Annotated in this window: 10 protein-coding genes; all 10 read right to left on the bottom strand. The window is 42.5% G+C overall.

Annotated features, from left to right (window positions below; all coding sequences use genetic code 11):
* Window positions 1-15: 15 nt before the first annotated feature.
* Complete coding sequence (locus tag J0654_RS02560) at window positions 16-4,401, bottom strand: T9SS type B sorting domain-containing protein (RefSeq protein WP_207026201.1); 4,386 nt, start codon at window positions 4,399-4,401, stop codon at window positions 16-18.
* Between the two features lie 106 nt (window positions 4,402-4,507).
* Window positions 4,508-5,677 carry an OmpA family protein gene (locus J0654_RS02555; RefSeq protein ID WP_207026200.1) on the bottom strand — a complete coding sequence of 390 codons (1,170 nt, stop codon included), beginning with the start codon at window positions 5,675-5,677 and terminating at the stop codon, window positions 4,508-4,510.
* 114 nt (window positions 5,678-5,791) lie between these two features.
* Complete coding sequence (locus J0654_RS02550) at window positions 5,792-6,160, bottom strand: hypothetical protein (RefSeq protein ID WP_207026199.1); 369 nt, start codon at window positions 6,158-6,160, stop codon at window positions 5,792-5,794.
* A gap of 95 nt (window positions 6,161-6,255) precedes the next feature.
* A complete protein-coding gene (gene bshA, locus J0654_RS02545) occupies window positions 6,256-7,398 on the bottom strand; it encodes an N-acetyl-alpha-D-glucosaminyl L-malate synthase BshA (protein ID WP_207026198.1) in 1,143 nt (380 codons plus the stop codon).
* A gap of 29 nt (window positions 7,399-7,427) precedes the next feature.
* A complete protein-coding gene (locus J0654_RS02540) occupies window positions 7,428-10,340 on the bottom strand; it encodes a glycoside hydrolase family 3 N-terminal domain-containing protein (protein ID WP_207026197.1) in 2,913 nt (970 codons plus the stop codon).
* A gap of 91 nt (window positions 10,341-10,431) precedes the next feature.
* Window positions 10,432-10,914 carry an ABC transporter ATPase gene (locus J0654_RS02535; RefSeq protein WP_207026196.1) on the bottom strand — a complete coding sequence of 161 codons (483 nt, stop codon included), beginning with the start codon at window positions 10,912-10,914 and terminating at the stop codon, window positions 10,432-10,434.
* Between the two features lie 58 nt (window positions 10,915-10,972).
* Entirely contained in the window at window positions 10,973-11,764 is a 792-nt protein-coding gene (locus J0654_RS02530; RefSeq protein ID WP_207026195.1) for a (Fe-S)-binding protein, read from the bottom strand.
* Between the two features lie 10 nt (window positions 11,765-11,774).
* Window positions 11,775-13,100 (bottom strand): 4Fe-4S dicluster domain-containing protein, encoded by a 1,326-nt coding sequence (locus J0654_RS02525; RefSeq protein ID WP_207026194.1) that lies wholly within the window; start codon window positions 13,098-13,100, stop codon window positions 11,775-11,777.
* A complete protein-coding gene (locus J0654_RS02520) occupies window positions 13,101-14,087 on the bottom strand; it encodes an MlaD family protein (RefSeq protein WP_207026193.1) in 987 nt (328 codons plus the stop codon).
* A gap of 65 nt (window positions 14,088-14,152) precedes the next feature.
* The gene (locus J0654_RS02515) at window positions 14,153-15,349 is read right to left on the bottom strand and encodes an N-acetylmuramoyl-L-alanine amidase family protein (RefSeq protein ID WP_207026192.1); all 1,197 of its coding nucleotides are present in this window, start codon (window positions 15,347-15,349) and stop codon (window positions 14,153-14,155) included.
* Window positions 15,350-15,426: the final 77 nt, after the last annotated feature.

Here is a 15,426-nt window from a genome sequence, read left to right as displayed (position 1 = left end):
TATATCTTAAGTTTCTTATTGGTTGATGTATAAATAACCGGATGCATTTTTGGACACTCCTTCGTCTACATATTTTATAATGTAGAAGTAAATTCCAGCAGGAAGCACATTTCCTTTATTGAGTGATGTTCCAGTATTTGCAATTCCTTCAAAAGCATTGGAGTTATTGTTATAGTCTTCAGTTTTAAAAACTGCAGCTCCCCAACGATTGAAGATTTCCACACTATTATTAGGATACAATTCGATATTGTTTAGTGTAAATCTGTCATTTACCCCATCACCATCCGGTGTAATAATCGAATTCCCGATTTCAACACCACAAATGGTTCCTTGTGGTGGTGTTCCCCCATTGGAATCACAAGAATCTAGTGGGTCCGTGCCATCAGCTACTTCTTGACCATCTTCAATGGTATCTCCATCTGTATCGGCATTATCAGGATCAGTTCCCAATTCGGCTTCGTTTTCATCAGTTAAGCCATCGTTATCGCGATCACAAAATGAATCTGGCAGCGGTGTTCCTCCAACTGAGTCACAATCTTCAAAAGGATTAGTACCATCTGTAACTTCTTGTCCATCACTGATAGTATCCCCATCGGTATCTGCATTATACACATCTGTTCCCAAACTGAGTTCTTCACCATTTGTTAGGCCATCACCATCACAATCCGCCGATGACCAAACTGTATTGTTGGAATCATACCCCGTATAATCCACACTTTGAGCGGGGTCACATGGATCATTGGGGTCGGTACCATTGGTAATCTCAACATCATCGTCTATTCCATCGCCATCAGAATCAATATTTGCTAGATAAGGGTCTGTACCATTGGTGAACTCATCACCGTTGGTCACGCTATCACCGTCACAATCGGCAGCGGCCCAAATGGCATTGGCACTGTCATAACCCGTGTATCCTGCAGCTTGTGCTGGAGAACATGGGTCGTTCTCATCGGTTCCGTTATTGATCTCGTTGTCATCATCGATACCATCGCCATCGGTGTCAGCGGAAGCTGCATAGGGATCTGTACCGTTGGTGAACTCCTCACCGTTGGTCACACCATCACCGTCACAGTCGGCAGCGGCCCAAATGGCATTGGCACTGTCGTAACCCGTATATCCCGCAGCTTGTGCTGGAGAACATGGGTCGTTCTCATCGGTTCCGTTATTGATCTCGTTGTCATCATCGATACCATCGCCATCGGTGTCTGCGGAAACTGCATAGGGATCTGTACCATTGGTGAACTCATCACCGTTGGTCACACCATCACCGTCACAATCGGCAACGGCCCAAATGGCATTGGCACTGTCGTAACCCGTATATCCCGCAGCTTGTGCTGGAGAACATGGGTCGTTCTCATCGGTTCCGTTATTGATCTCGTTGTCATCATCGATACCATCGCCATCCGTGTCAGCGGAAACTGCATAAGGGTCTGTGCCGTTGGTGAACTCATCACCGTTGGTCACGCCATCACCGTCACAGTCGGCAGCGGCCCATATGGCATTGGCGCTGTCGTAACCTGTGTATCCTGCAGCTTGTGCTGGAGAACATGGGTCGTTCTCATCGGTTCCGTTATTGATCTCGTTGTCATCATCGATACCATCACCATCCGTGTCAGCGGAAACTGCGTAAGGATCGGTGCCATTAGTGAACTCATCACCGTTGGTCACGCCATCATTGTCACAGTCGGCAGCGGACCAAATGGCATTGGCGCTGTCGTAGCCCGTGTATCCTGCGGCCTGTGCCGGAGAACATGGGTCGTTCTCATCGGTTCCGTTATTGATCTCGTTGTCATCATCGATACCATCGCCATCCGTGTCAGCGGAAACTGCATAAGGGTCTGTGCCGTTGGTGAACTCCTCACCGTTGGTCACGCCATCACCATCACAGTCGGCAGCAGCCCAAATGGCATTGGCGCTGTCGTAACCTGTGTATCCTGCAGCTTGTGCTGGAGAACATGGGTCGTTTTCATCGGTTCCGTTATTGATCTCATTGTCATCATCGATACCATCACCATCGGTGTCAGAGGAAACTGCGTAAGGATCGGTGCCATTGGTGAACTCCTCACCGTTGGTCACACCATCACCGTCACAGTCGGCAGCGGCCCAAATGGTATTGGCACTGTCGTAGCCCGTGTATCCTGCAACCTGTGCCGGAGAACATGGGTCGTTTTCATCGGTTCCGTTATTGATCTCGTTGTCATCATCGATACCATCACCATCGGTGTCAGCGGAAACTGCGTAAGGATCGGTGCCATTGGTGAACTCCTCACCGTTGGTCACACCATCACCGTCACAGTCGGCAGCGGCCCATATGGCATTGGCACTGTCGTAACCCGTATATCCTGCAGCCTGTGCCGGAGAACATGGGTCGTTCTCATCGGTTCCGTTATTGATTTCGGTATCGTCATTGATACCATCGCCATCTGTATCGATATTACTATAAGGATCGGTGCCGTTGGTAACCTCATCACCGTTGGTCACGCCATCACCATCACAGTCGGCAGCGGCCCAAATGGCATTGGCGCTGTCGTAGCCCGTGTATCCTGCAACTTGAACGGGGTCACATGGATTCAATGGGTCATTGGTATCAGCTACTTCCTGACCATCTTCCACCCCATCACCATCGGTATCGGGATTTAATGGATCTGTACTCAAGGCTGTTTCTTCATCGTTTGTTAGACCATCACCATCATCGTCACATGCACCACTGGTTACTGTATTATCCGTACTGCTTACATCGGCTTGACCAGCACCTGCGCTAACTGGAATACCATTAGCATCTACATCACCAACAAGTCTACCATCTCCATCAACATCAGCTAAAGTAAAACCACCATCACCTTCAATGGCATCGAAACAGCCATCACCATCACTGTCATTATCCAAATGGTCTGGAATAGTATCTCCATCGGTATCAACAACTGCACAGGACCAGGAAATGTCTGAAATAAGAATTGCCATATTCCCAGGAGTAGCAGCTGTTGTTGTTGGGTCAACGTTCGCCAACTCAATAAAAATATCGTCTACTGGTTGATTCAAATTATACACTACATCACCTATATCAGGGGTACCATTAACCCAAGAATTACCTCTAAAAAAGCCTCCTCCTAAATCCGTAACTGCAGAACCAACTGTATAATCGGTACCAGCAGTTGGTGTAATTACTTGGCCTTGGTTTGAAATAGTCACTTTTACTTGACCAATATATGGATCTCCATCTGCCAACTCCCTTAAATCGATATCCACTATACGGAAGGACACGTCGGTCACCGGTCTATCAAAGCTAACACGGTATCGCAAAATATTTACACTATCCAAAAATTGAGCTGTAGGTGCTTGTAAAAGCAAACCATCTACGCCATTGAAAGCGGTACCCTCAGTGGCAAAAGCAGAATTTTGAAGTTGAGGAAAATCAGTCTGTGAATTATCCGCTGTCACCACGGTACCATCAATGGTCGTGGTAGCAGTTGAGGAAACATCATCATCTGGATCACCTCCACTCCATGTGGGATTACCCCAAACCAAAGAGGAACCTCCAACAGCACAATCGGCAGCCTCATCCACATCCAATATGCCATCGTTATCATCGTCCAAATCTTGGCTGTCCACGATAAAGTCTCCATCATTGTCATCTGCCGGTGCTATAGGGTCTGGAGGCGTAGCTTCACTATTGATAAAATAGGATGCCCCCTGGCTCATGTAGTCAGAAAGTAAAATCTCCCCATCAGGAATTGTTGGATGAATATTGTCCAGTGAATAGGTTTCTGGATTATTCCTATTGAAATTATACAAGTCTACAATTGGGTTTCCATCCGAATTTATTTGTGCCGGGGTGTTGGCCAATATTTTCGGAATCAAGATATTTTGGTTATAAGGCAAACTACCCAGCTCTTGATTATTGTATACGTCATCACCAGTATATTCCCTAAAAGTTATGGGCATGACAATCACATCGTTTAATCGAGCAGGGTCAATTGCCGCATACAAATCATCATATGCCTGGCTGATAGCATCCAGCTGGGGCTGTGTTGCCGTAGCATATGGCCTAGTTGCAGTCACATCATTACCTCCAATATGGATCATAAAGAGCGTATTGGATGTAAAGGTGCTCATTGCATTTTGTACTTCGGGAATGATTTGGTTAATATCATAACCTGAAAAACCATAACCGTAGACATCCACAGCTACGCCATTATTTTGCCATTCGGTGGTTCGTGTTGCATTCGGAGTGACCAGATCACGTCCATATACTTGCTCCATGATAGAGGCTCCAATGACCACCACCTTGTCATACTGGCTATACGAGAAGGGGGAAATTAAAAGTACAAGTAGCAGTAAAAATTTACCAAACACCTGCTTTTTCTTGTAAATAAAACAGTTTAATAAATTAAGTAGTGTCATTATAAAAAGTTAAGGTTATTTTCCATTTTAACTAGTCTTCCCAATTGTGCTTTTTTACAATCAGTTGGTATAATTATTTTTCTTATACCTTTTAATCAAGTTATTCTCAATCAAAAGCGGTTATCTCAAAATCAGATCTTCTGTTCTTGGCATGCTGTTCTTCCGTACAGTAAACCCCATCTCCACAATCGTTCACCAATTGGGTTTCCCCAAAGGCTTCATGACTGATCCTATCTTCAGAAATTCCTTTCGAAATCACATATGCAACAGTGCGTTCCGCTCTTCTTTCAGAGAGCCACTGATTATATTTTTTCGTTCCCCGCGAATCGGTATGGGCTGTTACCCTAATGGTCAAGTTGGGCTCATCGTTCATAATAGCCACAAGCTGATCCAACAACTCTTCATCTTTAGAGGTCAAATAAGATGAATTCAACTTAAAGTATACATTCCCTAAATCGTTGATTTTGTTTTGAAGTGCAGCTCTACGAGCTTCTTCTGCCTCTTTTCTAGCTTTTTCGGCAGCAGCAAGTGCTGCGGCTTCTTTTTCTTTTTGTAGACGTTCAGCCAATCGTTCGGCCTCTTCTGCCTGTGCTATGGAATCCTGGATTCTTTGCTGCTCTTTTTCCATTTCCTGTAATAGAGCTAGTTTTTCCTGTCCTTTTCTCGAGAGTCCTTTTTCAACTTCAAACCTATAAGCTACACCTAGTGCATGCTGGATATGATTGGTCGCATTCTCGGCATCCATCGCCCATTTCCCAGTCGAATTGAAATCCAATCCCCAATGGTCAGAGAACCATGTGCGAAAACCGATTACCGCATTATACGTGCCCCTTCCCTGATTGTTGGCATCGGTATAACCGGCACCAATCCCGATATAAGGGTCAAAAAAACCAGTTTCCCCGAGTATCATATTAAGGTCATAACTCAATCGAAAGTCCAACCCGAAATAGTCTATGTCTTCCTGTACTATTGCTCCATCGACCCTCTTTCCTTCTTGGTATTGGTTATAACTTCCAATCGCCTCCATACCTATACCATTCTTGAAATAACGACCAATACTTACCCTCGATGGATATGGCGCTATGTTCCAAGCATTTTCAATATCAAAAAGTTTATTGAATTCATGGCCGGAATCATCTACAGCATTGGCTCCAAGGGAAACCAACCAGTAGCTTTGCACAATACTGTCTTTTTTGGTGAGTTCTACATCTTGGGCAAAGATGGAAACGGTACTGAATAGTATAAGAACTGCAAAAGCAGTTTTTAAAGCGTTCATAATTTTCGATTTGAGGTTATCGAAACCAAATCTAAGTTAATCAAAACATAAATTTGACAATGAACTTTTAACTACCGTAAAATTCGATAAGTGGTAATTTCTCCCTTCAATTATCTATTTTCCTACTTTTTGAAAAGCTATGGTTTTATCGATTAAAGGCATTTTATAGAGATAAAATGGAAAATATAATGGCTGTATTGTGATTTCTCCCTGTTGCTCTTCATCAAGGATTTCCACTGCTATAGAGACCTCATTATCAGTCTCTTTTATTTTTGACAACCTTGCTGTTTTTTTTCCTTTCTGTTCCCCTAAACAAACTAAGACTACCGTTTCTTTGGAAAAATCGATAATCGGTACAGGGAGTCCCGGTTTACGCGTTTTATTTACCTCTGAATAAAACTTTCGCAACGATTTTGCATCTCGTATTACTCGGGTTTCGTAGACTTCAATATTGCTAAAATCATCATGATCCACTAGTACCATATCGGCTATTTGTTCACCTACAGGAGCATTTTCTTTCTTTTGTGCCTTGCAGGAAAGTAAGCAAACAAACGATATGAACAAAAGCGACCTGATCACTAAAACGTGTTTTTAAATCGGGATTTGAAAGCTTTCTCATAAAGGTCTTCGTATAAGGGTAAAATATGGACAATATCAAACTTGGATGCTACATTGAATGCATTTTCCTTGAACTTGTCCAAAACTTCATCATCCCTTAAAATATCAATAGCTTTTTCCGCCATGGTATCCACGTCGCCCACATTTGCCAAATAACCTGATACCCCATCAATATTTACTTCGGGTATACCGCCCGTATCACTTGAAATTACGGCTACTTTATTGATCATGGCCTCCAAGGCAGCCAATCCGAAACTTTCCGTTTCAGAAGGAAGCAGGAACAAATCCGAAAAACATAGTATCCGATCTATCTCGTTGCTATTTCCCAAGAACAATACTTTATCCTTAATACCCAAGTTATCGCACATATCTTCGGCTTTTTCCTTTTCGGGACCTTCCCCGACCATAATGAGTTTAGCCGGAATTTCTTGTTGAATGCGATAAAATATTTTGACCACATCAGGTATCCGCTTTACTTTTCTAAAATTACTGATATGGGTAATGATCCTTTCATCTTCCTTGGCCATCATCGAGCGTTGGCAATCGGTAAAGCTGTTTTTATATTTTGTGGTTTCTATAAAGTTGGGAATCACTTCGATTTCCTTTTCAATGTCGAAAAGCTTTAAGGTATCTTTCTTCAAGGCTTCCGAAACAGAAGTTACCACATCGGACTTATTGATGCTAAAAGTTACCGCTGGTTTATAAAAGGGATGTTTGCCAACCAAAGTAATGTCCGTACCGTGGAGCGTGGTAATCATAGGAATGAAAATACCGTATTCCTGAAGCATCTTTTTGGCCATATACCCTGCATAAGCGTGCGGAATGGCATAATGTACGTGCAACAGTTCAATATCGTAAAGCTTTATGGTATCCACCAACTTACTGGATAGGGCCAGCTCGTAAGGTTGGTAATGGAACAAAGGATATTCCGGTACATGCACCTCATGAAAATGAATGTTGTTTCCCAATAGTTCCAAACGAACAGGTTGACGATACGTTATAAAATGTACCTCGTGTCCACGTTCTGCAAGGGCAATGCCCAATTCTGTGGCCACTACTCCACTACCGCCAAATGTCGGGTAACATACAATCGCTATTTTCATAAGAACAAATCTACTGCAATATTTTATACCTAATTGATAATGGAATCATAAATGGCCTGCTGAATACGGGTTCGCAACCCAGATTTGATCAACAATGTGTTGGTTGCAGACGGATAGGTTCGGTTGGAAAGAAATACATAAACGATTTCTTCATCGGGGTCTGCCCAGGTATACGTACCGGTAAAACCACTGTGCCCAAAACTTTTTCTGGAAACACATCCACAAGTAGGGCCTTTTTCTTCTAGCTGCGGTTTATCAAAACCAACTCCTCGTCTCACATTTTTATTACAGAAATAGCACGTATTAAATCTTTTTATCGTTCTACCGCTAAAAAATCGTTCCCCTCCGTAATAACCTCCCTGCAAATACATCTGCATAATTTTTGCGACCTCATTTGCCGTGCTAAAAAGCCCTGCATGTCCACCAACACCCCCTTGCATGGCCGCGCCCATATCGTGAACATAGCCCTGCACCGTCTGATATCTGTAATAGTCGTCCTCTTCGGTAGGAACTATCTCGTCCTTAGAAAACTTTTTCAATGGGTTAAAGGTTGTCCGTTGCAGTCCCATGGGCTTGTAAAGGAACTCGTCCACCAATTTATCAATGGATTTTTGATAGGTCTTTTCGATGTATTCTTTAAAAACATAGTACCCAACATCACTATAGCGGTATCTATTGGATTTAAGGCTCTGTCTCCCTATTTTATTATAAATGGAATCTTTATAAGACCTGGTCAAGTAAAGGTGCTCGGCCACTTTGTACGGAAAAGCTTCGGATGGGTTTTTTCTGTAAAATTGCGAGGAGGGCTTTCTGTCCTCTGAAAGAGTATCCAGATAAAAGGCTATCCATGAGGGTAAACGCCCGTAGTGGGACAATGCTTTTAAAACGGATACATCCTTCAAATCAGTGTCATCATATTCTGGAATCAAATCCTTGAAGGTATCGTTCAAAGCTATTTTTCCCTCCTCTTCCATCTTCATGATCATGGGCAATGTGGATAAAATCTTGGTCAAGGACGCCAGGTCGTAAATGGATTCTTCCTCAATAGCATTATCCGATTGATAGGTGGGTTTGCCAAAATTCTTGTTATAAATCACCTTTCCCCTTCTGGCAATTAACACCTGTGCCCCCGGAAACATCAAAGAATCCAGACCATCTTGAACCAAGGTATCCACTTCGGCCAACATTTCAGAATTCATTCCGACCCGTTCTGGAATACTGTAACCCAACCGTTGTATCGGATTTACATCCAGTCCAGTCCCTACCGGAAACTCGTCATGGGCAGATACAGGCAATTTTCCTGTTGCACCGATGGCCCCAAAAATGACCTCGGCTACTTTTTCCTGGGCAATCTTGCTATTCTGATAACCGACCACTACCCCATCAACAGTATCAAAATTGAGGACATCCAATAAAGCATAGGGTCTGGCAAATAGGGCCAAAATGGTGTTGCTTGTTCGCAATCGGGATATTTCCTCCAGCCAAAAAAGTTCGTTTTCGGAGAATTTGTACCCTTTCCAAGGACTTGAATTGTCTTTATGAAAACCGATAATCACCAAATTATAATTGGCCAATTCCTTTTTGTAGGCGGCAATATCCTTGGCCTTGATATGGGTAACTTTATGATATTTGTTCAATGATGAGTGAAACATAGTTCCAGAATCATCTCCAAAATGTACATAAGCGATTTTCTTGTTGTCCAATTTTTTGATGGGCATCAACGAAAAGTTGTTTTTTGCAACTGTTATGGCTCCTTCAATGGCTTCCTCGTAGACCACATCATTTTCAATTCCATTTAAATCCTCAAGAAGATTTTCTAAATCCACAGGTCGGTAATTATACAGACCTGCCTTGTATTTGGCCATCAATATTTTTTTGACAGATTCAGCCAGTCGTTGTTCTGTGATTACTCCATTATCATACGCTTTCACAAAGGTTTCTTTGGCCTTGAGGACATTTTGGGGCATCAGCAGCAAATCATTGCCAGCTAAAAACGCTTCCAGTTCCACCTTGCCCTCAGGAGCAAATTCGGAGACCGCCTTCATATTCAAGGCATCGGTGATGACGAGTCCTTCAAATTTCAGTTTGTTTTTTAAGACCCCGGTCACTATGTTTTTTGATAAGGTTGAAGGATGGCCCTCCCTTGGTTCCAAACTGGGAACATCCAAATGAGCCACCATGGTAGAGCTCAAACCTGCTTCCATTACCTTTTTAAAGGGATAAAGTTCTATCGAATCCAATCGTTGTAATGACGAATTGATGATCGGTAAAGATTTATGGGAGTCCGTAGCAGTATCGCCATGTCCAGGAAAATGTTTGCCGCTGGAGAGCACACCCGCCTTTTCCATGCCCCGAACAAAAGCACGCCCCTTTTGAGCCACGTTTTTGGGATCCTCGCCAAAAGAGCGGTTTCCGATTATGGGATTTTGTGGGTTGTTATTGACATCCAAATCGGGGGCAAAATTGATGTGGATTCCCAAACGTTTTGCATGCCTTCCAATTTGATAACCAACTTTTTCCACAATGGAGCTGTCTTGAATAGCTCCCAAAGTCATGTTCCATGGAAATGCATAAGTGGAATCCAACCGCATGGCCATGCCCCATTCGGCGTCAGAACCAATAAGTAAAGGCACTTTAGCGGCAGATTGATACTCGTTGGTCAATTTTGCCTGTTGAACAGGGCCTCCGACCAAAAATATAACCCCTCCGATGCCTTGCTCTTTTACAAGGGTTTTTACTCTATCGGTTGCTGCTTTATTTTGGTTGGATGCAACGCTCACCATAAACAACTGCCCCACTTTTTCCTGAAGGGACATATTTGCATACTGGTTTTCGACCCAAGCCATTTGGGCCACAGAATCTTTAACAACCAATGGACTGTTCTGCCCAATGGCCTGCAAACTAAATAGTAGTAGAAAGGAGAGATAGAGATTTATCCGCATAAATATCTTGTCTAAGACCTGAACTTGATGCCGCTAAAAATATTGCATTTCATCGAGGAAAGCATAGAAATTAAGATAATTTAAGAGTTTGCTATACAAATCTGGAGTGCCAACTCTCACTGGCCGGAACCTCCCAATTCTCCAAATATTCTTGTTTGGTCGCAACCAAATTGTTAAAAACGATAGTATTTGGGGAAACGGATTTGGCCTTGGCCAATTTCTTGAAATCTTTCAACGGTTTATAAGCAATGAATTCTCCTTGTTTGAAAGAGACATTCATCCTATCCAACAATTGTACATTGTATTTTTGTTCCAAGCTTTGTATAAAATGTACGGAGGCATCTATAGAGCAGCCTGAAGCACTGGCATTGGTCTGATCCAACCCAATTACAATAAATCTCTTGTACCTTATCTCGAACCCTGCGTGCAGATCACTGCCGTGGGCCGTCCATTCCTTTAGGAAAGCCGTTAGACTCTCTTTCAATTCTTCCAGTTCTTCATCCGTAAAACTCCTGTTGGCTTGATAAATCCAAATTCGGGAGTGATTGGGCAATTCATTAAAATCCGCTAGCATATTCTTTATCTAAAATGGTCCAGACCTAACTGGGCCCTACATTCGTAATAACCTATTTTTATAAACCTTGGGAGTCTGCCAACAATTCGGCCACATCCATAACCGTAACGCTATCTTCCTTTTCGTGCGCTTTAATACCATCAGTCATCATGGTGTTACAATACGGACAACCCGTTGCTATTATGTTCGGTTTGGTTTCCAAGGCGTCTTTAGTACGCATAACATTGATGTCCATATCCCCTTTTTCAGGTTCCTTGAACATTTGGGCCCCACCTGCGCCACAGCATAGCGCTGTTTTCTTGTGCCGCTTCATTTCCACTAACTCTGCATTGGTTTTGGAAAGCACTTCTCTGGGCGCATCAAAAACTGAGTTGGCCCGACCTAAATAACAAGGGTCGTGAAAAGTGATACGTTTTCCCTTGTATCCGTCACCAGTAATGGTTAAGCGTCCTTTATCTATAAGTTCCTTTAAGTACTGGGTATGGTGAACAACGTCATAATTACCTCCCAAACCGGGGTACTCGTTTTTAAGGGTATTAAACGAATGTGGATCGCATGTTACAATACGTTTTATCTCGTAGCCGTTCAACAATTCAATGTTCATCATGGCCTGCATCTGGAACAAAAATTCGTTCCCTGCTCTTTTGGCCACATCCCCGGTTGAACTTTCTTCGGTGCCCAAAACAGCAAAATCAACATTGGCTTTGTTCAACAACTTTACAAAAGCCCTGGAAATCTTTTTGGCACGATCATCATAACTACCGGCAGAGCCAACCCAAAACAATATTTCTGGCTGTTTGCCTTCAGCCATAAACTCCTGCATGGTTTTTACCTTTAATTGCTCACTCATAGTCTTAGATTTATTCGTTTACCCAATTTAAACGGTCCATTTGATTATAGGGCCAAGGGGCTCCGTTATTCTCTATATTGGACATCATGTTGTTCAACTCTGTTGGCGCCGCTGATTGCTCCATGACCAAGTATCTTCGCATTTCCATAATAATGGACAATGGGTCTATGCTTACGGGGCATGCCTGCACACAAGCGTTACAGGTGGTGCAAGCCCATAATTCTTCATGACTGATGTAATCGCCCAACAACTGTTTGCCATCCGGAACAAACTCTCCTTTGTTGGCATCCATGATCTTACCCACTTCTTCCAAACGGTCGCGGGTATCCATCATAATTTTACGTGGAGATAATTTTTTGCCTGTTTGGTTGGCCGGACATTCGGAGGTACAACGGCCACATTCGGTACAGGTATAGGCGTTCAACAATTGGACCCAGTTAAAATCCATGACGTCGGAAGCTCCAAATTTTTCGGGCTCTGCAGCATCCTCCTCGGCAGGAGCTGCAAATGGGTCGGCATCGGGGTCCATCATCAATTTTACTTCTTTGGTGACGGATGCCAGATTATTAAATTGTCCCTGAGGCTTTATTTTCCCGTAATAGGTGTTCGGGAAAGCCAATAGGATATGTAAATGTTTTGAATAGTAGAGATAGTTCAAAAAGGCCAAAATTCCCAAAATATGTAGCCACCACGCTGTTCTTTCCACCAAAATCAAAGAAGATTCTGAAAGTCCGTCCAGCAAAGGAACAATAAATTGGCTTATGGGAAATGTGCCTGCCCTAAGGTAATGTTCAGCTCCCAATTGCTGCAACTGAAAATCTGCGGCATTCATGGTCAGGAACAAGATCATGAGTACAAACTCGATGTAGAGAATCATATTCCCATCGGTTTTGGGCCAACCTTTCATTTCGGGCTTTATAAATCGTTGTATTCTGATAACGTTTCTTCTGATCCAGAAAACGACTACGGCCACAATTACCAAAAATGCCAATACCTCAAAAGACCCTATCAAAAAGTTATAGACGGAACCAAGTGGGGAAAACAGTCTATGTGTTCCCAAAAGTCCATCCAGGATAATCTCCAACACCTCTATATTGATGATGATGAATCCCACATAAACGATGACGTGCATTAAGCCGGCAATAGGTCTCACCACCATTTTGGTCTGCCCCAAGGCTATCTTGGCCATATTTTTCCACCGCTGGGATTTATTGTCGCTTACATCAACATCCTTTCCCAGTTTAATGTTCCTGGATAACTTTTTTACGTTACGGGCAAAAAAGCCAATACCCACTATTAGGGCAATGGCAAATATGATATTGGGTATATATTCCATTTATTGATTCTCTTTTTGTTGAATAGAATCCTGCTGCTCCGCCGGATCGTTCTCGGGAAGTGTGTACTCTTTCTGCTTTTTACCAAAAACGGAAACGTTTACATATCGTTTGGGGTTGAGCCTAAAGTCTTGTAAAAGAAGGTCCAACTCTCTCGAAGCTTCTGCCAAATTATTGTAAAGCGCATCATCTTTATGCAATTTACCCAAAGAACCCTCTCCTCTTTCAATTTTGGCCAAGATATCGTTCAATTGGCTCACGGTAGTCTGGAACTCTGTCAAGGTTCCGCCCAAATCGGAATTCACGAGAGAATCCGACAGTTTGGAAAAATTTGAAGTGATATGACTGACATTCTTCAAAGAACTATCCAGTTGCATTTTGTTGTTGTCCAACAAAATATTCAAATTATCCGCACTTCCCTTAAAGGATCTTACCAATTCGTTCAACGATACTATGGTTTGTTTGAGTTGTTTTTTTGTAGGCTCATCCAATATTTGATTTACATTCATCAACAAAGAATCGGCATTGGATACCGCCCCTTCCACCTTTAATTGCAATGGAGTAAGTTTTTGTTGGACCAATTCGGTAATCCCAGGTTTTATTTTGGATGGCAAGGTATCTCCCGATTTTGCTATGGGAGCTTCATCAAAGACAGGGACGATTTGAACGCTTTTCCCTCCGATAATACCTGTATCAAAAAGCTCTGCAATACTGTTTTCTGAAAATTCAAAATCATTGCTTACCGTTAATGTGACCAACAATTTTCCGGAACTATCCTTAAATCGAATATTGGTTACATTCCCAACATTGAACCCATTTATGGAAACCGTAGTACCAGGCTGAAGTCCCCCGACATCATCGTACACAGCGTAAAACGTCTTGTTATTTTCAAAAAGAGGAGAGGATTTTAAGTAGCTAAGCCCAAAAATAAAGGCTACGATTCCAGCGACTACGATAATCCCAGTTTTGATTTCCCTGGATAGTTTCAAAAGATTCGGTTTATGGTTTAAACAAAATTAGGAATAATTTTCACAAGAGGCTTTCCGATACAAATCTACTTCATCGCTGCCGTTACTGGCACCCTTTTCCCATTCTTATATGCCACTATATATGAGGTGGTGTATCCCTTGGCATCGGCATTTTCCTTTAACCTCTTGGCCTCCTCATACGTACTTGCATTCCCATACATATATCGGTAAAGGTTTTTATATGGCTCTTTTGACAGGTGGTTCAATCCTTTAAAGTTACTTCCCGTCAGCGCAATGCTTTTTCCACTGGCCATCAACTGTACTTTAAATACCAACCCTGTGTCGGAGGCTTGAACAACATTCTGCACATCTGTTTTGGTAGTATTGGATGTTTGTTTTGGTGGCTCAACTTCCGCAACTTCTTCTTTTGGTGCCTCTTCCTTTACATCAACATTTACCTTGGTATCCTCGATCTTGGGGGTACTCGCAATTGGAGCAGCTGTAAAGCCCATATCGTCTTTGTAGGCAAGAACGGCATTTGCAATGGCCTTTCCCATTTCATCTTGACCTTTTTTGGAATTAAGATAGCTTCCTTCGTTTTTATTGGTCAAGAAACCTGCCTCTATCAAAACACTTGGCATAAAGGTTTGGTGCAATACGATAAATCCTGCCTGCTTTACTTTTCTGTCCTTTCGTTTGAGGCCTTTGGTAAAATTATCCTGTAGTTTTTTGCCCAATTGTATACTTTGATCCAGAAATTCCTCTTGCATAATGGTAAGACCAATTACAGATTCGGGGGAGTTGATATCGTATTCGGCATACCGTTGTTCATAATCATCCTCCAAATAAATTACGGAGTTTTCCTTTTTCGCCACTTCAAAATTTTGACGGTTCGCATGCAAACCGAGCACATAGGTCTCCGTTCCATAGGCGGACGAATTATGTGCATTGCAGTGTACTGAAACGAATAGATCTGCATTGGCTTGGTTCGCAATTTCTCCTCTCACGAACAAATCAACAAAAGTGTCGTCATTACGAGTATATACCACTTTGACATCTGAATGCTTTTCGAGTTCCTTGCCCACTTTTAACACTATGGCCAGTGCAATTTTCTTTTCCAAATATCCGTTACCAATATTTCCTGGGTCATGTCCTCCATGGCCAGCATCCAAAACCACAACAAATTTATCCTTCGTGGAAACCTCGGTATCATTTTTGTTGAACGAGGTCAATGGTAGGACCAGAATAAGAAAAACTAAAAACGCAAACCGACTTTTATTCATAAGAACTGAGTAATTATAGTGTTCAGTAATGGTTAAAAATATTGTAATCCCCAATTAGTAGAACAAAAAATATATGT

It is taken from the genome of Flagellimonas profundi, from assembly GCF_017313275.1.
In the GTDB taxonomy this organism is placed as follows: domain Bacteria; phylum Bacteroidota; class Bacteroidia; order Flavobacteriales; family Flavobacteriaceae; genus Flagellimonas; species Flagellimonas profundi.
Note: the sequence above shows the minus strand (reverse complement) of the source record. Positions and strands in the feature narration are given on the sequence as shown.

Bases quoted from the DNA above. Each gene is read 5' to 3' on its own strand.
- J0654_RS02560 (WP_207026201.1), bottom strand. From the start codon at position 4,401: ATGACACTACTTAATTTATTAAACTGTTTTATTTACAAGAAAAAGCAG.
- J0654_RS02555 (WP_207026200.1), bottom strand. From the start codon at position 5,677: ATGAACGCTTTAAAAACTGCTTTTGCAGTTCTTATACTATTCAGTACC.
- J0654_RS02550 (WP_207026199.1), bottom strand. From the start codon at position 6,160: ATGGTACTAGTGGATCATGATGATTTTAGCAATATTGAAGTCTACGAA.
- bshA (WP_207026198.1), bottom strand. From the start codon at position 7,398: ATGAAAATAGCGATTGTATGTTACCCGACATTTGGCGGTAGTGGAGTA.
- J0654_RS02540 (WP_207026197.1), bottom strand. From the start codon at position 10,340: ATGCGGATAAATCTCTATCTCTCCTTTCTACTACTATTTAGTTTGCAG.
- J0654_RS02535 (WP_207026196.1), bottom strand. From the start codon at position 10,914: ATGCTAGCGGATTTTAATGAATTGCCCAATCACTCCCGAATTTGGATT.
- J0654_RS02530 (WP_207026195.1), bottom strand. From the start codon at position 11,764: ATGAGTGAGCAATTAAAGGTAAAAACCATGCAGGAGTTTATGGCTGAA.
- J0654_RS02525 (WP_207026194.1), bottom strand. From the start codon at position 13,100: ATGGAATATATACCCAATATCATATTTGCCATTGCCCTAATAGTGGGT.
- J0654_RS02515 (WP_207026192.1), bottom strand. From the start codon at position 15,349: ATGAATAAAAGTCGGTTTGCGTTTTTAGTTTTTCTTATTCTGGTCCTA.